The organism is Brevundimonas sp. BR2-1 (genome assembly GCF_037626195.1).
In the GTDB taxonomy this organism is placed as follows: domain Bacteria; phylum Pseudomonadota; class Alphaproteobacteria; order Caulobacterales; family Caulobacteraceae; genus Brevundimonas.
This window is the reverse complement of record NZ_JARKMV010000001.1, coordinates 1775251-1796873: the sequence shown is the minus strand read 5'-3', so window position 1 is coordinate 1796873 and position 21623 is coordinate 1775251. Positions and strand designations below refer to the sequence as shown.

28 protein-coding genes, 1 tRNA gene and 1 pseudogene are annotated in these 21623 nt (G+C 69.1%); 17 read left to right on the top strand and 13 right to left on the bottom strand.

Annotated features, from left to right (window positions below; translation table 11 throughout):
• Window positions 1-76 precede the first annotated feature (76 nt).
• Entirely contained in the window at window positions 77-580 is a 504-nt protein-coding gene (locus BrevBR_RS09020; protein WP_332639386.1) for a DUF1993 domain-containing protein, read from the bottom strand.
• A 61-nt stretch (window positions 581-641) separates the two neighbouring features.
• Between BrevBR_RS09020 and BrevBR_RS09015 the strand changes: the two genes are divergently transcribed.
• The gene (locus BrevBR_RS09015; protein ID WP_340000682.1) at window positions 642-1253 is read left to right on the top strand and encodes a biotin transporter BioY; all 612 of its coding nucleotides are present in this window, start codon (window positions 642-644) and stop codon (window positions 1251-1253) included.
• Here the strand turns inward: BrevBR_RS09015 and trmB are convergent.
• The 8 genes and pseudogenes from trmB to hemC form a co-directional block, all read right to left on the bottom strand.
• Window positions 1240-1935, bottom strand: a complete 696-nt coding sequence (gene trmB / locus BrevBR_RS09010; protein ID WP_340000681.1) for a tRNA (guanosine(46)-N7)-methyltransferase TrmB — start codon at window positions 1933-1935, stop codon at window positions 1240-1242. The two genes, BrevBR_RS09015 and trmB, sit on opposite strands and share 14 nt — an antisense overlap.
• Window positions 1936-1964: 29 nt before the next feature.
• Window positions 1965-3164 carry a methionine adenosyltransferase gene (metK, locus tag BrevBR_RS09005; RefSeq protein WP_332639389.1) on the bottom strand — a complete coding sequence of 400 codons (1200 nt, stop codon included), beginning with the start codon at window positions 3162-3164 and terminating at the stop codon, window positions 1965-1967.
• A gap of 153 nt (window positions 3165-3317) precedes the next feature.
• Complete coding sequence (locus BrevBR_RS09000) at window positions 3318-3689, bottom strand: hypothetical protein (RefSeq protein ID WP_340000680.1); 372 nt, start codon at window positions 3687-3689, stop codon at window positions 3318-3320.
• 343 nt (window positions 3690-4032) lie between these two features.
• Window positions 4033-4293, bottom strand: a complete 261-nt coding sequence (locus tag BrevBR_RS08995; RefSeq protein WP_332639391.1) for a hypothetical protein — start codon at window positions 4291-4293, stop codon at window positions 4033-4035.
• 112 nt (window positions 4294-4405) lie between these two features.
• Window positions 4406-4555: pseudogene (locus tag BrevBR_RS16560) on the bottom strand (response regulator transcription factor); the annotation flags it as partial.
• A gap of 82 nt (window positions 4556-4637) precedes the next feature.
• Window positions 4638-4713: transfer RNA gene (locus BrevBR_RS08990), tRNA-Thr, on the bottom strand.
• Between the two features lie 38 nt (window positions 4714-4751).
• Window positions 4752-5420, bottom strand: a complete 669-nt coding sequence (locus tag BrevBR_RS08985; protein ID WP_340000778.1) for a uroporphyrinogen-III synthase — start codon at window positions 5418-5420, stop codon at window positions 4752-4754.
• A gap of 5 nt (window positions 5421-5425) precedes the next feature.
• Window positions 5426-6376: a hydroxymethylbilane synthase gene (gene hemC / locus BrevBR_RS08980; protein WP_340000679.1), complete on the bottom strand. Its 951-nt coding sequence runs from the start codon at window positions 6374-6376 to the stop codon at window positions 5426-5428.
• Between the two features lie 43 nt (window positions 6377-6419).
• Between hemC and tsaD the strand changes: the two genes are divergently transcribed.
• From tsaD to BrevBR_RS08965, 3 genes are read left to right on the top strand one after another with little or no spacing between them, the layout of a single operon-like run.
• Complete coding sequence (gene tsaD / locus BrevBR_RS08975) at window positions 6420-7562, top strand: tRNA (adenosine(37)-N6)-threonylcarbamoyltransferase complex transferase subunit TsaD (RefSeq protein ID WP_445214754.1); 1143 nt, start codon at window positions 6420-6422, stop codon at window positions 7560-7562.
• Between the two features lie 9 nt (window positions 7563-7571).
• The gene (locus BrevBR_RS08970) at window positions 7572-8570 is read left to right on the top strand and encodes an NAD(P)H-dependent glycerol-3-phosphate dehydrogenase (protein ID WP_332639394.1); all 999 of its coding nucleotides are present in this window, start codon (window positions 7572-7574) and stop codon (window positions 8568-8570) included.
• Window positions 8567-8947, top strand: a complete 381-nt coding sequence (locus BrevBR_RS08965) for a Rieske (2Fe-2S) protein (protein ID WP_332639395.1) — start codon at window positions 8567-8569, stop codon at window positions 8945-8947. Before BrevBR_RS08970 ends, BrevBR_RS08965 begins: the two co-directional genes overlap by 4 nt.
• A gap of 5 nt (window positions 8948-8952) precedes the next feature.
• On the opposite strand, the gene BrevBR_RS08960 is transcribed toward BrevBR_RS08965, so the two are convergent.
• Window positions 8953-9702, bottom strand: coding sequence for an SAM-dependent methyltransferase (locus BrevBR_RS08960; RefSeq protein WP_340000677.1), 750 nt, complete (start codon window positions 9700-9702; stop codon window positions 8953-8955).
• A gap of 233 nt (window positions 9703-9935) precedes the next feature.
• On the opposite strand from BrevBR_RS08960, the gene BrevBR_RS08955 reads away from it, so the two are divergent.
• From BrevBR_RS08955 to BrevBR_RS08935, 5 genes are read left to right on the top strand one after another with little or no spacing between them, the layout of a single operon-like run.
• Window positions 9936-10505 (top strand): hypothetical protein, encoded by a 570-nt coding sequence (locus BrevBR_RS08955; RefSeq protein ID WP_340000676.1) that lies wholly within the window; start codon window positions 9936-9938, stop codon window positions 10503-10505.
• A 13-nt stretch (window positions 10506-10518) separates the two neighbouring features.
• The gene (locus tag BrevBR_RS08950; protein WP_340000675.1) at window positions 10519-11142 is read left to right on the top strand and encodes a hypothetical protein; all 624 of its coding nucleotides are present in this window, start codon (window positions 10519-10521) and stop codon (window positions 11140-11142) included.
• Between the two features lie 2 nt (window positions 11143-11144).
• Complete coding sequence (locus BrevBR_RS08945; protein ID WP_332639399.1) at window positions 11145-11450, top strand: winged helix-turn-helix domain-containing protein; 306 nt, start codon at window positions 11145-11147, stop codon at window positions 11448-11450.
• Window positions 11451-11478: 28 nt separating this feature from the next.
• Entirely contained in the window at window positions 11479-12258 is a 780-nt protein-coding gene (locus BrevBR_RS08940; protein WP_332639400.1) for a tyrosine-protein phosphatase, read from the top strand.
• Window positions 12255-13553 carry an anthranilate synthase component I family protein gene (locus BrevBR_RS08935; protein WP_340000674.1) on the top strand — a complete coding sequence of 433 codons (1299 nt, stop codon included), beginning with the start codon at window positions 12255-12257 and terminating at the stop codon, window positions 13551-13553. Before BrevBR_RS08940 ends, BrevBR_RS08935 begins: the two co-directional genes overlap by 4 nt.
• Here the strand turns inward: BrevBR_RS08935 and BrevBR_RS08930 are convergent.
• Genes BrevBR_RS08930 through BrevBR_RS08920 form a run of 3 tightly spaced genes read right to left on the bottom strand, consistent with a single transcriptional unit; the run spans window position 13550 to window position 15069 of the window.
• The gene (locus BrevBR_RS08930; RefSeq protein WP_332639402.1) at window positions 13550-14086 is read right to left on the bottom strand and encodes a TadE/TadG family type IV pilus assembly protein; all 537 of its coding nucleotides are present in this window, start codon (window positions 14084-14086) and stop codon (window positions 13550-13552) included. The two genes, BrevBR_RS08935 and BrevBR_RS08930, sit on opposite strands and share 4 nt — an antisense overlap.
• Window positions 14083-14631, bottom strand: coding sequence for a TadE/TadG family type IV pilus assembly protein (locus BrevBR_RS08925; protein WP_332639406.1), 549 nt, complete (start codon window positions 14629-14631; stop codon window positions 14083-14085). Before BrevBR_RS08925 ends, BrevBR_RS08930 begins: the two co-directional genes overlap by 4 nt.
• Before the next feature lie 15 nt (window positions 14632-14646).
• Window positions 14647-15069 carry a pilus assembly protein N-terminal domain-containing protein gene (locus tag BrevBR_RS08920; protein WP_332639403.1) on the bottom strand — a complete coding sequence of 141 codons (423 nt, stop codon included), beginning with the start codon at window positions 15067-15069 and terminating at the stop codon, window positions 14647-14649.
• Window positions 15070-15333: 264 nt separating this feature from the next.
• Between BrevBR_RS08920 and BrevBR_RS08915 the strand changes: the two genes are divergently transcribed.
• From BrevBR_RS08915 to BrevBR_RS08880, 8 genes are all read left to right on the top strand, one after another.
• Window positions 15334-15513 carry a Flp family type IVb pilin gene (locus BrevBR_RS08915; RefSeq protein ID WP_332639404.1) on the top strand — a complete coding sequence of 60 codons (180 nt, stop codon included), beginning with the start codon at window positions 15334-15336 and terminating at the stop codon, window positions 15511-15513.
• A 246-nt stretch (window positions 15514-15759) separates the two neighbouring features.
• Window positions 15760-15939, top strand: coding sequence for a Flp family type IVb pilin (locus BrevBR_RS08910; RefSeq protein WP_332639404.1), 180 nt, complete (start codon window positions 15760-15762; stop codon window positions 15937-15939).
• Between the two features lie 211 nt (window positions 15940-16150).
• Window positions 16151-16330, top strand: coding sequence for a Flp family type IVb pilin (locus BrevBR_RS08905; protein ID WP_332641476.1), 180 nt, complete (start codon window positions 16151-16153; stop codon window positions 16328-16330).
• Between the two features lie 110 nt (window positions 16331-16440).
• On the top strand, window positions 16441-16953 hold the full coding sequence (locus BrevBR_RS08900) for an A24 family peptidase (RefSeq protein ID WP_332641477.1): 513 nt from the start codon (window positions 16441-16443) through the stop codon (window positions 16951-16953).
• A 104-nt stretch (window positions 16954-17057) separates the two neighbouring features.
• The gene (gene cpaB, locus BrevBR_RS08895; RefSeq protein ID WP_332641478.1) at window positions 17058-17966 is read left to right on the top strand and encodes a Flp pilus assembly protein CpaB; all 909 of its coding nucleotides are present in this window, start codon (window positions 17058-17060) and stop codon (window positions 17964-17966) included.
• An 8-nt stretch (window positions 17967-17974) separates the two neighbouring features.
• On the top strand, window positions 17975-19402 hold the full coding sequence (locus BrevBR_RS08890) for a type II and III secretion system protein family protein (RefSeq protein ID WP_332641479.1): 1428 nt from the start codon (window positions 17975-17977) through the stop codon (window positions 19400-19402).
• Between the two features lie 11 nt (window positions 19403-19413).
• A complete protein-coding gene (locus tag BrevBR_RS08885; RefSeq protein WP_332641480.1) occupies window positions 19414-20082 on the top strand; it encodes a CpaD family pilus assembly protein in 669 nt (222 codons plus the stop codon).
• Window positions 20083-20086: 4 nt separating this feature from the next.
• Complete coding sequence (locus tag BrevBR_RS08880) at window positions 20087-21622, top strand: AAA family ATPase (RefSeq protein ID WP_340000673.1); 1536 nt, start codon at window positions 20087-20089, stop codon at window positions 21620-21622.
• Window position 21623 lies beyond the last annotated feature (1 nt).

The window sequence follows — 21623 nt, the reverse complement described above, 5'->3', positions numbered from 1 at the left end:
ACGGCGCCGTTGGACGCCGGTCTAACGATGTGGGAGCGCATATAGCTCCCTTGATCGCCTTTGTCAGCCCCCGTCGTCAGACCAGCGCCAGCTGGCCGAGATAGTCCCGCTTGCCCAGTTCCACCCCCGCATTGCGCAGGATGGCGTAGGCCATGCTGACGTGGAAATAGAAGTTCGGAATGGCGAAGCTGGTCAGATAGCCCGCGCCTTCGAAATTCAGTTCGACGCCGGGGAAGCGCAGCTCGATCCGGCGCGTCTCGCCGCCCTCGAACGCGGCCGGATCCGTCGCCTCGATGAAGGCGATCGACAGGGCGATGGTCGCCTTGAGTTCGGCCAGGGTCGCCTCTGAATCGTCCGTCTTCGGCCACGCCTGACCGGTCAGGCGCGCCACGCAGCTGCGCGCCGAGAACGAAGCCATGCGGATCTGGTCGGGAAACGGCTTCATGTCCGGGGCCAGCCGCGCCTCCATGATCGCCATTTCACCAAGACCGGAGGCCTCGGCCTTGTCGATCAGGCCGGACAGCACACGCAGGCCGCGCAGGAAGATCGGCGCGGAGGCTTCTTTCAGGGTCAGGCTCATGGGCCATTCTCCAATTCATCGTTGATCCGCTCGTGCACCGGTTCCGCCCGGGAATCCAGCGGTGGTCGCCAGCTTGCGCGCCGCAGCGCCGCGTGATCTTGCACCGGCCATGCATCCCGCTCCTGCGCCGCCTCCCGCCCATCCGGTCTCTCCAGCGGTCTGGCTGGCGTCCGTGGCGGGCTTCGCGCTTCTGATGGCCGTCTGCGCCCGGATCGCCATTCCCATGGTCCCCGTTCCGATGACCTTGCAGACCTGGGCCGTGCTGCTGGCGGGAGCGGCGCTGGGGCCCGTTCGAGGCATGGCGGCCGTGTCGCTGTACCTGATCACGGCCATGGCCGGCCTGCCCGTACTCGCCGACGGCGCCTCCGGCCTTGTCGCCTTCAGCGGTCCGACCGCTGGCTATCTGATCGCGTTTGTGCCCGCGGCCGGTCTGGCGGGCGGGGCGTCAGCCCATGGTCGCCTGACGCGGTGCCTGCCGGCCATCGGCTGGATGATCGGCCTGCACCTGCTGATCCTGGCTGTGGGCGCAGCCTGGCTGGCTCTGGACATCGGCGCCGGTCTGGCGCTGGAGCACGGCGTCCTGCCCTTCCTGCCCGGCGTGGTGCTGAAGTCCGTTCTCGTCGTCGCGGCCGTGCAGGCGCTCGCGCGGCTGGCGAGGTTCAGGCGCGCCTGAACTCCATGAACAGCGGCGTCGTGTCGCCCAGCCGCTTTTCCTCGTAGCGGGTCACCACATGGTCCGGCCACGGCGTGGTCCAGTCGTCGCCGGGAGACGAGACGCGCACGAGGTCCGAGGTCTTCCCGAATTTCTCCAGCGCCCATTCGGCGTAATCCGTCCAGTCCGTGACGAACCGCACCACCCCGCCGGGCTTCAGCAGCCGCGCGATCCCGGCCGCCGTCTCCTCCTGGATCAGCCGCCGTTTGTTGTGCCGCGCCTTGTGCCAGGGGTCGGGGAACAGGATCATCACCCGGTCCAGACTGGCGTCCGGCAGGGCCGCCATCACGTCGCGTGCGTCGTCCGCATGCAGGCGGACGTTCTTCAGCCCGCCCTCCTCGATATGGCGCAGGACCGAGGCGACGCCATTGAGGAAGGGCTCGCAGCCGATCATCAGTGTGTCGCGATGGCGCGCCGCCTGTGCGGCCAGATGTTCGCCGCCGCCGAAGCCGATCTCCAGCCAGACTGCCCTCGCCTCCGGCATCAGGGCGGCGGGATCGATCGGTCCGGCCCTGGGGTCCGGCACGGCGATGGACGGCAGCAGTGTGTCGAACAGCGCCGCCTGCCGCGGCTTGATGGCGCGCGACTTGATGCGGCCGAACGAGCGCAGCGGGCGGTGGGCGGTGTCGTCTGAGGAAGCCATGGGCGCGCCTGTTAGACGCGCCCGGTCGATCAGGCCAGCGCCTTCAGCTGGTCGACGAGATCGGTCTTCTCCCAGCTGAACCCGCCATCGGCGTCCGGCGCGCGGCCGAAATGGCCGTAGGCGGCGGTGCGGGCGTAGATGGGCTTGTTCAGACCCAGATGCTCGCGGATGGCGCGGGGCGTGGCGCCGCCGATCAGGTCCAGGATGTTGGCTTCCAGCACCGCCTCATTGATCGGGCCCTTGCCGGTGCCGTGCAGGTCCACGTGGATGGATTGCGGCTTGGCCACGCCGATGGCGTAGCTGATCTGGATCGTGCAGCGCTCGGCCAGGCCCGCGGCCACGACGTTCTTGGCCAGGTAACGGCAGGCGTAGGCGGCCGAGCGGTCGACCTTGGTCGGATCCTTGCCCGAGAAGGCGCCGCCGCCGTGCGGGGCCGCGCCGCCGTAGGTGTCGACGATGATCTTGCGGCCGGTCACGCCGGCGTCGCCGTCGGGCCCGCCGATCTCGAAGATGCCGGTCGGGTTGATGTGCCAGACGGTGTTCTCGTCGGTGAAGCCTTCCGGCAGCACCTCGAGGATGTAGGGCTTCACGATCGCGGCGACGTCGGCGGACGACAGACCGGCGGCATGCTGGGTCGACAGGACGATCGAGGTGGCGCGGACGGGCTTGCCATCCTCGTACTGGATCGTGACCTGGCTCTTGGCGTCGGGCTCGAGCCGCTTGTCGCCGCCGTGGCGCACCTCGGCCAGGCGCTTCAGGATGTTGTGACTGTACTGCAGGGTCGCCGGCATCAGTTCGGGCGTCTCGTTCGAGGCGTAGCCGAACATGATGCCCTGATCGCCCGCGCCCTCGTCCTTGTTGCCGGCGGCGTCGACGCCCACGGCGATGTCGGCCGACTGGCCGTGCAGGCGGTTGATGAATTCGAATTTGTTCCAGTGGAAGCCGGCCTGCTCATAGCCGATGTCGCGGACCGCGGCGCGTACGGCGGCCTCGATCTCGTCCTGCACGCCCGGGGCCCAGTTTCCGTCGGTGTCCATGATGCCCTGGCCGCGGATCTCGCCGGCCAGCACCACCAGATTCGTCGTCGTCAGGGTCTCGCACGCCACCCGCGCATAGGGATCCTTGCTCAGGAACAGGTCCACGACCGTGTCCGAGATGCGGTCCGCGACCTTGTCGGGATGGCCCTCGGAGACGCTTTCAGACGTGAACTGGAACGACGAACGGGACAAGGCGGAGCTCCGGCGGGATGAGAAGGGCGGCAGACATATAAGGATATGTTTATATGTTCAAGGCGCAGCGCCGACACGTCTGCGCCATTACTTCGCCAGCGGGTCGTTCGCCGGCCAGCCAGCGCTCGACGACGCCGGCGAGGAAAAATGCAGTCATGGACCCGGCCTGTCAGGCATCGCCATGCCGACGCGGTCGCTTCCGATCCGGCTGACCGGCGCCTCGCCCGCCATCCAGCGCTCGACCACGCCGGCCAGGACGGCGAGGTTCGCTACGATCCCCAGACCGACCCGCGCCGAAACGGCGGCGCCCCAGGAAATATCGGTGACCATGGTAAGAAGATGGACCAGCACGACCAGCCCCATCGCCGCCGTCGCTGCGAAGGGCCACCAGCGATCTGATCTGAAAGCCATCCAGCCGAAGAAGACCGTCCAGAGAACGTCTTCAATCGCCGAGTCGAGATAGACGTCGCCGATCCGCCATGTGACGAGCGGATTCACGATGACTGGCTGGGTCAGCAGCAGCACAGCCGCGGCGAGCCGCTCCGGATGCCCGCCCCTCAGCCAGCCTGCGACGACCGCCGCGAAGAACGTGGCCGTCAGGACGATCACAAAGGGCGGCGCGCCGGTCAGGTAAGGGGGAATGCGGGTCGCTCCAAAGGCCTGTTCGTCTACCGGTCCGGTCCCGTCCCGTCCGATCGGCCGACCGCGCCCGCCCCTCGCGGCGCGCCCGATCAGCCCTTGCGGCCGCTTTCCACCAGCTCGGGGTTGGTGACGTGTCCGATCTCCTGCGCCTGGCCCGCATAGGCGAGCACCAGGTCCGCCACGGCCTTCATCATCACAGCCGTCACCACGACCAGGACGAGCAGGATCAGGAGCCGGACGACCCAGCTTCGTGGCGGGGGGCGGTAGCCGAGGCGCGGCTCTGGGCTCCCACCTGGGCCATCACCCATCCCGCGCTCAGGACCTGCTGCAGCAGTTCGCGCGGCGTCGCCCGTTGCGCGTCGTCTGTCAGTCCGCGCATGAGATGGGCCCGCACCGGATCGTTCGGCCCCAGCGGGCTGAACCCGTTGAGCGCCGCTTCCAGATCGTCCCACGTCCAGTGGGGAAGCGCCTTGGATTGAGATGCCATCATCAGTCTCCCTGGTAGGGGGGACACTGATGCCGACGGGCGAACCCTTCGCTATGGGGTCTTTCGTAGCCTCTGGTACGTTTCGTTCCAGAATCGCCAGCGCGGCCTTGCGCCGGTTGACCCCCAGACGCCGGCATCCCTCGTGTACGTGTTTCTTGACGGTGGCTTCCGACAGACCGAGACGGGCGGCGATTTCCTTGTCCGTCAGGAAGGCGGTCAGCCGCAGACATTCTTCCTGACGCGCGCTGAGCCGCTGGGACATGATCGCTCCGAGTACCGCGATCTAGCTAGGATGTTCCGGACGGGGCGTCCAGATCATCGTCGTCTGTCAAAGGCCGGAAAAATGGTGCCGCTTAGGTGACTCGAACACCTGACCCCCGCATTACGAATGCGATGCTCTACCAGCTGAGCTAAAGCGGCCCTGGCGCAAGGCCCTGGCCCCGCGCGAGAGGCGCTCTTTATACGCGGGGCGCGGGCTTGCCAAGCGCCTCGATCAGGGCCGACTCCCTGGGCGCGGACGCGACCTGCATTTCCAGACCGGTTCCCCCGCCCAGCGCGCGCGCCACGGCGTCGGACAGGGCCACGGCCCGTCCGCCCGGGAACGGTCCCCGGCCCCGCAAGGCCCGGGCGGCGCGCGCCGACTGGATCAGGACCGCGTCGAACGACGGCGGCGGAGCGACGTCCGTTTCCACAGCTTCATAGATCGGCAGGGCCCGCGCCCGGAGGCGGCCCTCCAGCAGCGCGGCCAGATCCCCCGCCGGCTCCACGGCCCCGGGCGCCAGCAGCAACCCCTCCGTCGGCGCCTCGGCGGCCAACAGCGCCGCCAGATCGGCCAGGGCTCCGTGCGCGGACCGAACCTTCCCGAACCCGCAGAATCTCGCCGCCGCGGCGGTCGCATCGCCGACGGCGAAGACGGGCAGGCCCCGCTCCGGACTCAGGCCTGCGAAGGCTTCGACGCCGTTCCGGCTGGTGAAGGCCAGGGCCGTCACGCCGTCCAGATCGACCCGGGCGGCAAGCGGGCGAATTTCCAGCAGGGGGGCCACCACCGCCTCGAAGCCGAGGGCGGTCAGACGGGCGGCGGTGCGCGTGGCGCCGGGTTCGGCCCGGGTGACCCAGACTGTCCGGATCGGCGTCAGGACAGCGTCCTCTGATCGCCCGCCGCGGCCTGGACCTCGGCCCCCAGCGCCAGCCCGAGGGCCCGCGCCTGCGCCATGGCGTCCGGCCCGTTGATGTCGGCCATCTCCCCGGACCGCCGCCAGCGCGCCGAGCCGTTGGGCGCCAGCATCTCGGTCGTGAGTCGAAGCCGGTCGCCCGCCACATCCGCATAGGCCCCAATGGCTGTGCGGCACGATCCTTCCAGCGCCGTCATCGCCCCGCGCTCGGCCGCCACGGCCAGGGCCGTCATCGGATCGTTCAGCGCCATGACCCATGCCGCGCCCGTATCCTCGACCCGCGTCTGCAGCGCCAGCGCCCCCTGCCCCGGCGCGGGCAGAAAATCGTCAGGCGACAACCGCTCGCGGATCACGCTCTCGAACCCCAGCCGGTTCAGGCCCGAAACGGCCAGCAGGATGGCGTCGAACTCGCCCTCCGCCAGTTTGCGCAGCCGGGTGTCGACGTTTCCGCGCAGCATCTCGATGGTCAGGTCCGGCCGCAGGGCCAGCGCCTGGGCCTGGCGCCGCAGCGAGGCCGTGCCCAGCCGCGCGCCCATCGGCAATTCTGCGAATGAGGCGAAGGTCTCGCTGACGAAGGCGTCGCGGGCGTCCTCGCGCGGCGGCACGGCGGCGATGCACAGGCCGGGCGGTTGCTCGGCCGGGACGTCCTTCATCGAATGGACCGCCACATCGACGCGGCCGTCGGCCAGCGCCTCCTCGATCTCTTTCGTGAACAGCGCCTTGCCCCCGATCTCCATCAGACGGCGGTCCTGCACCCGGTCGCCCGTGGTGACGATCTCGACCAGCGGCACGGCCTCGGCCAGATCGGCGTCCGCGACGCCCAGGGCGTGACCGATGGCGCGCTGCATCATGCCCGACTGGGTCATCGCCAGTTTCGAGCGGCGCGTGCCGATGCGGACGAGGTGAGCCATGAGATACGTTGCGCCGGATGAACGGGGTCGCTACCTCGACCCGATGGACAGGCCCGCCGACTATAGTAGCGAAGGGAGCCGGGCAACCGGCGCGACCCCCGTCCCGCGCGACCTGACGGTGCTCGGCATAGAGACCAGCTGCGACGAAACCGCCGCCTCGGTCGTGCGCCTGAGGCCTGACGGCGAGGCCACGGTCCTGTCGTCCGTTGTGCACAGCCAGATCGACGATCACGCGGCCTTTGGCGGCGTCGTCCCCGAGATCGCGGCCCGCAGCCACGTCGAGATGATCGACGGCGTCGTCCGCCGGGCGATGGATGAGGCCAACCTGAACTACGACGCGCTCGACGGCGTCGCCGCCACGGCCGGGCCCGGTCTGGTCGGCGGCGTCATGGTCGGCCTCAGCTTCGGCAAGGCCGTGGCCCTGGCCCGCGACCTGCCGCTGATCGCCGTCAACCACCTCGAGGGTCACGCGGTTTCGGCCCGGCTGGGCGCCATGGTCGACTACCCTTTCCTGCTGCTTCTGGTTTCCGGCGGCCACTGCCAGCTGCTGGAGGTGCGCGGCGTCGGCGACATGACCCGGCTGGGCACCACCATCGACGACGCGGCCGGCGAGGCCTTCGACAAGATCGCCAAGGCGCTGGGCCTCGGCTATCCGGGCGGCCCGGCCCTCGAAAAGCTGGCCGCGACCGGAGACGGCGCCCGTTTCGACCTGCCGCGCGCCTTGCTGGGCCGCAAGGACTGCGACTTCTCCTTCTCGGGCCTCAAGACCGCCGCCTCGCGCCTCGCCCAGGCCTGCGAGACCGATCAGAACAAGGCCGACCTCGCCGACGCCGTCCAGACCGCCATCGCCCGCCAACTCAGCGACCGGTCGGACCGCGCGCTCAAGGCCTACGCGGAACAACACGATCACAGACTCTTTGTCGTCGCGGGTGGGGTCGCCGCCAATCGGACCGTCCGCGCCACGCTTGAGGCGACCGCCGCGGCCAACGGCTTTTCCTTCCTCGCCCCGCCCATGGCCTACTGCACCGACAACGCCGCCATGATCGCCCTCGCCGGCGCCGAGCGCTTGCAGAAGGGCCTGACCTCGGACATCGATACCGCCGCCCGGCCGCGCTGGCCGCTGGACGAACAGAGCGCGCTCGCCGACCCGGTCCATCCGCCGGGCCGCAAGGGCGCCAAGGCCTAGGGAAGACGCATGCAGTTCAAAACCGCGGGAGTGATCGGCGCCGGCGCCTGGGGCACTGCCCTGGCCCAGGTCGCCGGCTGGGCGGGCCTCCAGGTCCTGCTTCAGGCGCGCGAGCCCGAGGTCGTCGAAAGCATCCGCGCCCGCCGCGTCAATGAAGCCTTCCTGCCCGGGATCACACTGGACGACCACGTCTCGGTCACGTCCGAACTGGCGGATCTGGCCGCCTGTGACGTCATCCTCGCCGTACCGCCGGCCCAGCATATGCGGTCCACCCTGACGGCCTTCGCCGCCCATCACCGGGCTGGCGTGCCCGTCATCCTCTGCTCCAAGGGCATCGAGCGCGGCTCGCTGAAGCTGATGACCGACGTCCTGGCCGAGACCCTGCCGAACGCGCCAGCCGCCGTCCTGTCCGGCCCCAGTTTCGCGGGCGAGGTCGCGCGCGGCCTGCCCAGCGCCGTCACCCTCGCCTGCGCCGACGAGGCCTTGGGCGAGGAGCTGATGTGGACGCTGTCCGCGCCCGGCTTCCGGCCCTATCTGGCCTCCGATCTGATCGGGGCCGAGGTCGGCGGTGCGATCAAGAACGTGCTGGCCATCGCCTGCGGCATGGCCGAGGGCCGCGGTCTGGGCCGCAGCGCCCACGCCGCCCTGATCACCCGCGGTTTCGCCGAGATGACGCGGATGGGCGTCGCTCTCGGCGGCCAGGCCGAGACCGTCGCCGGCCTGTGCGGTCTCGGCGATCTGGTCCTGACCTGCTCCAGCCCCCAGTCCCGCAATATGAGCCTGGGCCTCGCCCTCGGTCAGGGCCAGACGGTCGAACAGGCCCTGGCCGGAAAGCGTTCGGTGGCCGAGGGCTATGAAAGCGCTCCCGCCGTGCGGGAGCTGGCCGCGAAGATGGGCGTCGACATGCCCATCTCCCTCGCCGTCGCCGCCCTGCTGAACGGCGAGACCACGGTCGAGGCCGTGATCGACAACCTGCTGTCGCGGCCGCTCAAGGCCGAGCGGCATTGAGCGCTGCGCCGGCCCCTTCCGAACGCAAACGCGTCTGGGCCACGCCTCCGAACGTGGCCCTGTGCGCCGAGACGGACATCGCCGATCCCGGCTCGCGCGGCTTCGTGCTGCAGATCGGCGAGGCCTTCTTCCACGGCTTCGTCGTGCGCAAGGCAGGTCAGGTCGCCGGCTATGTCGATCGCTGCCCGCATCAGGGTTTTCCGCTGGCGATCGAACTGGACAAATACCTGATCCCGGACGGGTCGCTGATCCTGTGCGGCTGGCATGGGGCGGTGTTCGAACCCCTGTCCGGCGCCTGCGTCGGCGGGCCCTGCGCCGGCGCCCGGCTGACGCCCTGGCCGGTCGAGGCGCGGGACGGAATCATCCGCACCGTCTGAGCCCGTCAGACCCGCTTGCGCAGCAGATACAGGCCGAAGCCGATGTGGCCGCGTCCGTACTCCAGCATGACGCGGACGCGCTCGGCGTTGATCCTGACGGAGGCGGCCTCCGGCGCCGCGGGATTGGCGTCCAGCCATCGCCGCCCCGCAGCCGCCAGACCCTGCGCATAGTCGTCGAACACCGCCTGCGGCGAGATTTCCGCGACAACCACCTCGAAGCCGGCGGTTCGCGCCGCGGCCTGCCATCCCGCGTGATCGGCATAGAGATTGGTCGCCTCGACGATCTGGCGCAGCGGGCCCGGCGGTTCGGCCAACCAGACCAGGTCGCCCCACAACAGCCAGCCGCCCGGCTTGAGAGTCCGGCGCAGCGCACGGAACGACGCCTCCGGCGTCGGTCGGCCTTCGCCAGTGACGTTCGTCGTCCCGAGCGCCGTGATCAGATCGACCGGCGGCGTCCGGGCCAGAACCTCGGCGGAGGCGGCTGCAAGCAGCGCCACCCGATCCTCGGCTCCCGCTGCGGCGATCCGCGACCGCGCCAGCTCCGCCATCCCCGGATCCCGTTCGATCGCGGTGACCCTCATGCCGAAGGCCTTCGCCATCCGGATCGCCACAGCGGCGTTCCCGGCGCCGATATCCAGCGCCTCGGCTCCCGCCGCGAGCCCCGTTTGCGAGACGGCCGCCTCGATCGCGGCCATGGTCACGCCGTTGCAGACCTCGAGCGTTTCATAGGCGATGCGGGAGAAGGTGACGGTCATGGGCGGCCTCCACGCCTGCGTCCAGAACTGACGCATGCGCATGCTTCCATGATCACACCCGTCTGACCCGGTCTTTGACAATCGAATGAAACAGCTGACCCCTCCGGAAGCAGCCCATCCGGACTATCCGGACTGTGTTTTGCGCATCCGGCTAAGATCGCTCAACTTTCGATGAAGTACTTTACATTTTAAAGCTCATGTGGGAGAAGGGGTCGAACAGGGAGATTTCACGCATGTCCGCCGTCACCTTCGATCTCGCCCCCGCCCGCCCTCTGCCCACCGTTTCCGTCTGCGCGGGCCGCGTCCTGGTTCTGGCCGGCGTCACGTTCGGCGCGGCCAACCTGATCCAGTGGGGCGTCATGAGCGGCGCCCTGGGCTGGCATCCCGCGGTGCTGGGCCTCAGTTGGCCGATTGCGGTGGGCGCCTTCCTGACCGGCGTGTTCCGCCTGCGGCGCGCGGGCGGCGAGGCGGCTCGCCGCGTCGGCGGCTGGTCGCGCGTCGCCATCCTGATCCACATCGGCGCGGCCCTGGCCCTGGTCGGCCTGTCGGTCGCCGCCGGCGACTGGGAGCTGATGCGCTGGACCTCGGCCGTCGGCCTGGCGCTCTACGGCCTCGCCTGGACCGTGGCCGCGGCGCGCACGCGGACCGCCAACATGGCGGCCCTGGCCGCGACCGCCTTCGCCGGCGTCGCCGGGATCGCCCTGCGTTTCGGGACCGCGGACCCGTATCTGATCTATGCTTGCGCGCTTGTTCTCGTGGCCCTGATTCCCGGGCTGTGGCTGGCCCTTGGCCGTCGCCTCTAAGGACGAAAGACCGATGATCGACAAGACAGAAGACCCCGCCGCCGACATCGCCTGGATGCGCCGGCTGGCCGAGGAAGGCGCCGAGGCTCCCATGCAGGGCGCGTCCATCCTGATGAGCGCCGGCCTCATCTTTGGCGCAGCGAGCCTGTTCCACTGGGCCCAGATCACGGGTCTTGCGCCATCGTCGGGTCCGATCCAGGGACTGGGCTGGCTCGCTGCGACCGTCCTCTTCCTCCTGGTCCTCGCGGTTCTCATCGCCCGGCTGAAGCGCGCCGGGGGCGTCAGGACCGCCCGAAACCGCGCCACCGATACAGTGTGGAGCGCGCTGGGTTGGGGCATCTTCGCCCTGTTCACCGCCATGATGGCCCTCGGCTGGCGTGTCGGCGACGAGGGCATCGAGGTCGCCTTCGGGCTCATCCCGTCGGTGATCATGGTCTTCTATGGCATCGGCTGGGCCGTCAGCGCCGCCATGTACAAGAGCCGTCCGCTGTGGGGCCTCGCCGTCGGTTCGTTCGCCGCCGCCCCGCTGCTGGCGGCCCTGACCGGAAGCGCGAACCAGTACCTGGCCTATGCCGCCGCCCTGTTCCTGCTGATGGCCCTGCCCGGCTTCCTGCTGATGCGCGGCGCGAGAGGTTGAGCGTGGGCGACGACTTCGACATCAGTCGGCTCGACGAAGTCATCCACGGCCGGGTCAGGCTCGGGATCATGGCGGTGCTGTCCGGCGCCGACAGCGCCGACTTCAACACCCTGAAGGCGCGTCTGCAGACGACTGACGGCAATCTGTCGGTCCATCTGAGAAAGCTGGAGGACGCCGGCTTCGTCGCCGTCAACAAACGGTTCGAGGGCCGCAAGCCCCTGACCGAGGCGTCCATGACCCCCGCCGGCCGCAAGGCCTTCGTCGCCTATCTCGACGCCATGCAGGGTCTGGTCGGCAGGAGTGGTTAGAGGCCCGCGCCTCCGCTAGAAGGCCGCCATGACCGGCCGCATCCTCCGCTTTGACGCCCTCGACAATTTCCGGGATTACGGCGACTACGCCGCCGGCGCGGGCCGCCATGTCGCGCCGGGCCGCCTGTTCCGCTCGGCGCACCAGGCCCGGGCCAGCGCCGCCGACCTGGAACGACTGGACGCCCTGGGCATCGCCGCCATCGTCGATCTGCGCCGCCCCTCCGAGCGGCGCGACCAGCCGTCGAAACGCCCGGCCGGCTTCAGGGGCGCCGTGATCGAAAGCGACCACGACGACGGCGGCGAAGCCCCGCACATCACCTTTCTGAAGACAGCCGACCTGACGCCCGACTCCGGCCGGCGCTTCATGACCGACACCTACCGTCGCCTGCCTTTCGAGCCCTCCCACCTCGACCTGTTCACCCGCTATTTCCGGACCCTGGGCGAGACCGACGGCCCCGTCCTGATCCACTGCGCCGCCGGCAAGGACCGCACCGGCATGCTGGCCGCCCTGACCCACCATCTGCTGGGCGTCCATGCCGACGACATGATCGCCGACTATCTGCTGACCAACACCGCCGTGGATCTGGAGCGCCGCGCCCCGGGCATCGCCCGCCAGCTGGAGGCCATGACCGGGCGGCCCGCCTCGCACGACGCCGTCGTGGCCTTCCTGGGCGTCGAGCCGGTCTATCTGGAGACCGCCCTGACCGAGATCGCCGCCCGGCACGGCTCCGTCGACGCCTATCTGGAACAGGCGCTGGGCGTGGACGCCGCCTTGCGCGACCGCATCGGCGAGCGGCTGGCGGCGTGACCGCTCGCGTCGTTGAAACCCGCAACCGGCCATGGCGCGACCCGCTCGCGGTCGCCGATGGCCTGAAACATCTGGTCGGCCCCCTGGCCCTGCTGTCGGACGGCGGCGCGCTGGGGCGCTGGTCGTTCGTGGCCGCGGAACCGGATCAGGTCCATGTCGGCCCCTTGCCCTCTGACGGCGATCTGCACCGGCTGGGCGCGCCGCCCTTCGAGACCGGCGTGGTCGGCCTGATCGCCTATGACGCCGGCGCCCGCGCGGCGACCGGTCCCCGGCCCGAGGTCTGGCCCGACCTGATGCTGGCCCGCTATCCGGCCATGCTGGCCTTCGACCATCGGAACCGCTCGGTCAGCGTGATCGGGCGGGGCGACGACGCCGCAGCCGCCCGAACGGCCGCCGAACGGGCCGAAGGGTGGCTGACGGCCGCCCGCGATCCGGCTCGGCCCGCGGCCCCCGCCGCATCCTTCGACGCCGAGGCCCCTTCCGGGACCTATACAGACGCCGTGGCCGACGTGGTCGACCGCATCGCCGCCGGCGAGCTGTTCCAGGCCAATATCGCCCGGGCCTGGGCGGGAACCCTGGCTCCCGAGGCCGATCCCTTCGATGTGCTCCTGCGGCTGGCCGACCGGGCCGCCGCCTACGGCGCCTTCTGGCGGCTGGGCGATCTCGCGATCGTTTCCAATTCGCCTGAGCTGTTCCTGACTTTCGACCCGCACACCCGGCGAATCGAGACCCGGCCGATCAAGGGCACACGACCCCGTGACGCCGATCCGGCGCGCGACGCCGCCCTCGCCGTCGAGCTCGAGGCCAGCGCCAAGGACCGGGCCGAAAACCTGATGATCGTCGACCTGATGCGCAACGATCTGGCGCGCGTCGCCCTGCCCGGTTCGGTCGCGGCGGACCGGTTGTTCGAGATCGAAAGCCACCCGACCGTCCATCATCTGGTCTCGACCGTGTCGGGCCTCGCCAAGGAGGGCGCCGGCCCCGCCGATCTGCTGGCCGCGACCTTTCCGCCCGGCTCGATCACCGGCGCGCCCAAGCATCAGGCCATGAAGGTCATCGCCAGCCATGAACCGCCCCGCGGTCCATGGTGCGGCAGCCTGTTTCATATCGAGGACGACGGCCGGATGACGGCCTCGGTCCTGATCCGCACCGCCTCCTTCCGGCGATCCGGCGATGGCTGGCGGTTTCGGGCCCTCGCCGGCGCGGGCATCGTGGCGGATAGCGAGCCCGAGGCCGAACTGGCGGAAACCGACGCCAAGATCCTGGCCCTCCGCGAGGCCCTGAACGGATCCTAGCAGTCCGTGCAGGTCACGTTATCGACGGTGCGGGGGCGCAAATAATAGATGTGCGAGAACCGCGTCACCGCCGGCATCAGATAGTCGACGGGCGAATCGTAGTCGTAGGTGGCTTCTGACACGATGATGCTTTCGCCATCCGAGATCAGTCCGGCCGGCAGGGTGATCGTCTCGTTGACCGCACGCCCGGTCATGCCGCGACCCCGGCTCCAGGTGACCCTGGCGATACCCGCCGTCTGGGTCACGCTGCTGACGCGCTGTTTGAGCGGCGTGGTGGAAAACGGTTTCATGATCAGCCCGCCGATCTGGAAGATGTCATCCAGATTCGTTGTCGCCAAGGTTTCTTCCTGCGCCACCAGGTCCGCCACCATGGCCGAGACGTGGCCCATGCGCTTCTGGGCCATATAGCCCTGACAGAATTCGGCCATGCCGAAATAGAAGGCGATCATGACGGGGGCGATCAGGGCGAATTCGACCGCGGACACGCCCCGCTCGTCGCCTGTCAGGCGGGAGATGAGCCCCCGGCGCCTCATGCCGGCTCATTCCTGAACGCGGTGGTGACGGTCAGCATGGCGGCCCCGTCGTTCATGCGGGACAGCCCTTGCGACAGAAAGGTCGTCACCAGCGGCTGCCGATACCAGACCCGCACCAGGACCAGGTCCCCCGGGTTGCCGTTGGAATAAGTCAGGGAGCCGGCGTCGAACGTACCGCCGGCCATCGGATCCGGCGGTACGACAGCGAACTGTGGGATGACCCGCACATCGACCGAGGCGCGGGCCTCGCAGTCTGACGCGAAGATGCTCATCCGGCCGCACAGGGAGGTCTTGAACTGGGCGGCCGTCATGTTCTGGGCGCTGGCCTGGCCCGTGCGGATCAGCCGTCCCGTCTCGATGGCGGCGTTCTCCAGCACAGAGTCGGTCACGAAGACGAGGCCCAGCTCGAGAATGGCGAACAGCATCAGGCAGAACGGCAGGGCGACCATGCCGAACTCGACCGCGGCCGAACCGTCCCGCGCGGCCAGCAGGCGCGCGGAAAAGCCGCGCCGGATCGCAGGGGGCGTGGATTTGCGGGATCGCATCGGCAACAGCGATCTCTACGGCGTCGGCGGGCCGTCGCTGGTCCCGCGCAACGACGGGGAGCAGGACGCCGCACACGCCATTTCGGTGGCCTGGGCGCCGCGCCAGACGCGGACCCGACCCGCGCCGGAACCGGCCGTGACGATGACTTCGCTCTGGAAGACGGTGCGTCCGATGCTGTCGACGGCGACGATCTCGGTCACGCCATAACCCTTGCCCGTGATATACAGGGTGTTGGCATCCACCACCGTGACGTCAGCGATCAGCGGATTGCCCACGATCACCGAACCGGCGGGGCCCCGCAGTTGCACTCGCGCCGCCTGATCGATCTCGACGCTGAGGCGCGCGGACTGCGCCCCTGCCGCCGCCGGGACGGCCAGGACAGCGAGGGATGCCAGGACGGCGGCCAGCCAGGCGGCGGGTGGAACAGAACGGATCATGACGTCGACTTCCAGTGAACGGGCGCGCGCGTGAGCGTGGTCCGGACACTGCCCCGCAAACCTCAATAAAGTCTGAAATCATGCAACCGCGGGCTCCATCATAGTAAACGCGGCGTCAATAAAGAAATCGAGATTCATCATCGCCGTTTTACTCGTCCTTAATCGGCGACCTGCATGGTGAAGTGGCAAAGGGGGTCAAGCGGGCAAAACCGACGACCCCGGTGGTGTCAACGATTGCTCGCTTAACGCAGAAGGATTTCATCCATGACCAAGTTCGTTTCGAAGTTCATGTCCGACGAGTCGGGCGCCACGGCCATCGAATACGGCCTGATCGCCGCCCTCATCGCGGTCGTCATCATCTCGGCCGTGACGGCCCTGGGTTCGACCATCAAGACCAAGTTCAACGCCGTCGTCACCGGCATGGGCGGCACCGCCGGCACCTGAGGGTTCCGACGAGGTCTGAAAACCGGCGAAGGGCCGGGGCGGAAACGCCCCGGCCCTTCTGCTTTGCGTCAGGCCGCACGGCAGAAATCGGGGTGTGATTATTCAAAGTAAATCGCCGGGTAACTACGCCCGCTGACCCTGTTTTAACCGACATGAGCGACAACGGCCCTGCGTTTGGGGGTCAAGCGGGCTACCGGCTCCCCCCGTCTTGAGTAGCTCGCTTCGCTCCATCCAGAAGGAAATCCAATGACCAAGTTCGTTTCGAAGTTCATGTCCGACGAGTCGGGCGCCACGGCCATCGAGTACGGCCTGATCGCCGCCCTCATCGCGGTCGTCATCATCTCGGCCGTGACGGCCCTGGGTTCGACCATCAAGACCAAGTTCAACGCCGTCGTCACCGGCATGGGCGGCACCGCCGGCACCTGAGGGTTCCGACGAGGTCTGAAAACCGGCGAAGGGCCGGGGCGGAAACGCCCCGGCCCTTCTGCTTTGCGTCACCTCCGACAAGCTTTGCGGTAAACGGTACGGTAATCGACTTTCTGCGGAGTCGCTTAACCTGCCGCTGGCAAACCTTGCCGGTTCCTACTGGCTGCCCGGCGCTTCGCCGGACGGCGGTGGACCCATCGGGAGGCAAGCCATGATCAAATTCGTTTCGCAATTTCTGTCCGACGAGTCGGGCGCCACGGCCATCGAATACGGCCTGATCGCCGCCCTCATCGCGGTCGTCATCATCTCGGCCGTGACGGCCCTGGGTTCGACGATCAAGACCAAGTTCAACGAGGTCGTCACCGGCATGGGCGGCACGGCCGGGACCTGACCCCGGCCAGGTTGGAAACGGCGGAAGGCCGGGACGTTCGTCCCGGCCTTCCTGTTTTCCGGACGCCGTCCGGCAACCCGGTTTTAACCGCGTCCGTGTGAGATGCGGCCATGGACACCCTGACCCTGATCCTTCTCGGCGTGATGCCGGCCCTCGTCATCATCGCGGGGCTGAAGGATCTGACCTCGATGAAGATCCCCAACTGGATCTCAGGCCTGCTGGTGCTCGGCTTCTTTCCCGCCGCCCTGGTCGTGGGTCTGGACCCGATGACGGTCGCGACGAATGCCGGAATCGCCGCCCTGGCGCTGGTGGTGGGCGCAGGCATGTTCGCCCTGCGCTGGATCGGCGGCGGCGACGCCAAGCTGATGGCCGCGGCCTGCCTGTGGCTGGGCCTGGCCGGGTCCGGAATGTTCCTTCTGTGGACCGGGGTGATGGGCGGCGTCTTCTGTCTGGCGTTGCTGTTCGCCCGCTTCCATTCCCGCCCCTACCTGCTCGGCGCCCCGCCGTGGGTCGTGCAGCTGATGGAGCCGCGGGGCGATATTCCCTATGGCGTGGCCATCGCTGCCGGCGCCCTGATGGCCTATCCGGCCTCGCCCCTTCTGGCGACCTTCATCGCCGGGTAACAGCGACTTAGGTCCGCGTTAACCCGCGCCCGGCATGGTCGTTAACGGCAAGGAACCAAAGGACCGACTCAACGGTCCCGACCCGGTCCTGCCGGAGACCGTCGATGAAGCCCGCCCGTATCATCGTGATCTGCGTCGCCGCCGTGGCCGCCATTGGTCTGGCCCTGGTCGTGCGCGCCATGGGATCGCCGTCCAAGACCCCCACCGCCGTCGCCACGGCCGCCGCCGTTCCCGCGCGGCCCATGGCCAAGGTGCTGGTCGCCGCCAAGGATCTGCAGCCCGGACAACGCCTGACCGAAGGCGACCTGGACTGGAAGGACTGGCCTGCCGACGAGGTCAATCCCGCCTTCATCACCGACGGCTCTGTTCCCCTCCCGTCCGCCGAGGCGGCCGCGGACGAGGCTGACAAGCCCGCGGGCGCCGTCGCCTCGGTGACCCGCGCCGCCACGAATCTGGCGACCGGCGGGGCCAAGGCCGACTATGTCGGCTCCGTCGTGCGCGAGCCCATTCTTGCCGGCGAGCCGATCGTCGGACGCAAGATCGTCCGGGCCGGGGACAGCGGCTATATGGCCGCCTATCTGGAGCCGGGCATGCGCGCCATGGCCATCCGCGTCACGGTCGAGACGGCCGCAGGCGGCTTCATCCTGCCCGGCGACCGGGTCGATGTGCTGCTGACCCGCGAAACCAATCTGGCCAACGTCGGCGCCCAGGACTCAGACCGGTCCAAATTCTCTTCGTCCACCGTGATGCAGAACGTGAAGGTGCTGGCGATCGATCAGTCGACGCGCGCCGGCGACGATGAACAGGCTGTGGTCGGCGCGACTGCGACCCTCGAACTGGGGCCCCGCGACGCCGAGGCTCTGGCTCTCGCCAAGTCCGAAGGCGAACTGAGTCTGGTGCTGCGGTCCTACGCCGACACGGGCGGGCCTTCAGGCCGGGTCGCGGTCGCTCGACAATCAACGCCCGTCCGGGTGTTCCGCGGCGGCGCGCCGGAAGTGGTGGTGGTCCAATGAAACGCCCGATGACGCGCCTTGCCGTCCTCGCCCTGGCCGGTCTCACGCTCGCCGCCGCGGCGCCCGTCATGCCTGACGTCGCCCGGGCCCAGTCCCGCGCCGCCCTGCCCATGGGCGCCGGCGCGCAGCTGATCAACCTGCCGCGCGGCTCGTCCATGGCGATCGATCTGCCGTCGGACGCCCGCGACGTCATCGTGCCCAATCCGGTCGTCGCCGAGGCCATGCTGCATTCGCCGCGCCGCATCACCATCATCGGCCTTCAGCCCGGCGAGACCGACGCCGTGGTTCTGGACGCCGCCGGCCGGACCATCCTCTCCCTGCGCGTGCGCGTGGACGCCGGCGTTTCCGCCCTGCAGGACACCCTGAGCCGGGTCATGCCGGGGTCCGAGGTTCGCGCCGAGGCGGTCAACGACAGCATCATTCTGACAGGCCCCGTCAACAGCCCCGGGGAGGCCGACCGCGCCTCCCAGGTCGCCCGGGCCTTCGTCTCGGCCCCGGAAAAGGTCATCAACATGATGACCATCGCCGGTTCGGACCAGGTGATGGTCAAGGCCCGGGTGATCGAGGTGCAGCGCACCGCGATCAAACAGCTGGGCCTCGACGTCGACGCCGTGTTGAACAGCGTCGGCGACGGCCTCTCCTTCGCCCAGCAGGCGACGTTCGCGGTGTCGGGCAGCCAGCTGGGCGGCGGCATCCTCAACTATCTGGACCAGAGCGGCGACGGCAACAGCCTGGACACCAGCATCCGCGCCTTCGAACGCGCCGGACTGGTCCGAATCCTGGCGGAACCCAACCTGACCTCGGTCAACGGCGAGAACGCCGAATTCCTGGCGGGCGGCGAATTCCCCGTTCCGACGGGCCGCGACGTGGACTCCACCACGGGTCAGGTCACGATCGGCATCGAGTTCAAGCCGTTCGGCGTGCGCCTGGCCTTCCGCCCGATCGTCCTGTCGCAGGGCCGCATCTCGCTGCAACTGTCGACCGAGGTTTCCGAGCTGACCCAGGAAGGCGCCTTCACGCTCGGCGGCACCGCCGACGACGCCCTGGTCATTCCCGCCCTGAAGGTGCGCCGCGCCTCTTCCACGGTCGAGCTGCCTTCGGGCGGCTCCATGATGATCGCCGGCCTGTTGCGGGAAGACACCCGCCAGAACATCGACCAGCTGCCGGGCATCGGCAATCTGCCGGTGCTGGGCGCCCTGTTCCGGTCGCGCGACTATCTGTCGGGCGAGACCGAACTGGTGATCATCATCGAAGCCTACATCGTCTCTCCCACCTCGCCCGGGCGGCTGCAAACGCCCGCCGACGGCCTGATCATCGCCAACGACGCCCAGACCCTCCTGTTCGGCCAACTGGACCAGCAGTACCGGCCCGCCGGCGGGGCGGCGGCCGGGACCAACACCGCCTGGACCGGCCCTGTCGGCTATGTGATCGAATGAGGATCCCGTCCATGCGCGCCGCCTCCGCAATGTTCGTCCTGGTTCTCGGCCTTGGAGCTGCAGGCTGCTCCACCATGGCCGGCAGCGATCCGCTTGCGCCCCTCACGCCCCTGTCGCGGTACAGCCTGCAGGTAGAGCCGGGCCTGGACCGGATTGCGCTCGCGGTGCACGACCAGGGCCTTTCCGCCAATCAGCGGGACGCGATCGGCCAGCTGGCTGCGCGTTACGGCGCCGCCGGATACGGAACCGTCATGGTCGAGGCGCCGGCGGGCGAGGACCCCGCCGCGGTCCAGCAGGCCTATGCCGTCCGGGCCGCCCTGCAGGCCGCAGGCGTTCCGGCGGACCGGATCCAGATCGCCGCCTATGCTGCGCCTGATCCGCGCGCGCCGGTGCTGGCGGGGTTCGAGACCGTGCGGGCCGTCGTCCCCAACTGCGCCCTCAGCGCGGGCAACCTGGGTCCACGCTATTCGAACCAGAGCTCGAACGGCTTCGGCTGTTCGGTCAACGCCAACATGGCTGCCCAGATCGCCGACCCGCGCGACATTCTGGGGGCCCGGGCCATGACGCCGGCCGATTCCGGCCGCGCCGCCGTGGTGTTCGACAACTACCGGAAGGGGGAGCCCAGTTCGACGCCGCAGGAGCCCCTCGTGAACGGCCAGATTGCGCGGGCGGTGGACTGACCTGATGAACAACGCCTTCGCCCCTCAGCCGTTTGACGAGTTCGACGACGAGTTCGATGTCGACATGGGCTATGTCACGCCGGAGGCTGCCGCGGCGGGGCCGGTCGTCAATGAACCTGCCGCCTTCCCCGGCGAACCTTCCGCCGACCAGCGTCCGCCCCTGCAGTTCACGCCCCCCGCCGTCGCAGTCCAGCCCGAGGCCGCCCAGCGCGAAACGGACGCCTCGGTTCCCGCGGTGGCCGGGTTCAATCCGGTGGGCGATCTGGTCGCCGGCGCCGCCTCCGCCTTCTCCGCCCCGACGTTCAGCAGCGGCCAGACCGCCGAAGTCTCGGTACCCCGCATCGCCATCCACGTCTTCGCCGAGCGCCAGGACACCCTGGCCGCCGCGGAGCGGGCGGGACAGGACCGCCGCCTGTCGCGCGCCACGACCCAGATCCGCATCGGCGGCGTCGCCGCCGCCGTCGAGGCCTATCAGCACGAGCCGACGCCGCCGCTGATCGTCGTCGAATGCATGAAGGACCCGCAGACCCTGCTGTGGGAAGTCGACCAGCTGGCCGAGGTCTGCGACGCCGGCACCAAGGTCGTCGTCGTGGGCGCCACCAACGACATCCTGCTGTTCCGCGAGCTGATGCGCCGCGGCGTCAGCGAATACCTCGTCGCACCCCTGCAGCCGCTGCAGCTGATCGCCGCCATCGGCGGCCTGTTCGCCGACCCGGCCCAGCCCTTCGTAGGCCGCTCGATCGCCTTCGTCGGCGCGCGGGGCGGCACCGGCGCCAGTTCGGTCGCTCATAACACCGCCTATGCGATGTCCGAGCGGATCGGCGCCAACACCGTCATTGTCGACTACGACCTGCCGTTCGGCACTGCCGGCCTCGACTTCAACCAGGACCCGCTCAGCGGCGTCGCCGACGCGCTCAGCCAGCCTGACCGTCTGGACCCGTTGCTGCTGGACCGGATGATGGTCCGCTGCACCGACAAGCTCAGCCTGTTCGCGGCCCCGGCCACGCTCGACGTGGACTGGGACATCTCGCCCGAGGCCTTCGAGGAGGTCACCACCCAGATCCGCTCGACCGCGCCCTTCGTGGTGCTGGACCTGCCTCATCTGTGGTCGGGCTGGATGCGCCGCACCCTGATCGCGGCCGACGAGGTCGTCATCGTCGCGACGCCGGACCTGGCCTCGCTGCGTAACGCCAAGAACATGATCGACCTGATCAAACAGGGCCGCCCCAATGACGCCCCGCCGCGGCTGGTTCTGAACCAGGTCGGCGTGCCGGGCCGTCCGGAAATCCCGGCCAAGGATTTCGGCGCCGCCCTGGGCGTTCACCCCAGTCTGATCATCCCGTTCGATCCCAAGACCTTCGGCGCGGCCGCCAATAATGGCCAGATGATCCTCGACGCCGGCGCCAAGTCCAAGGCGGCCGAGGCCTTCCAGACCCTGGCCCAGATCGTCTCGCGCCGCGAACTGCCCATGCTCACGGGCCCCAAGACCAAGGCCGAGAGCAAGTCCATGTTCGCCGGCCTCTTCAAGAAGAAGTCGTAAC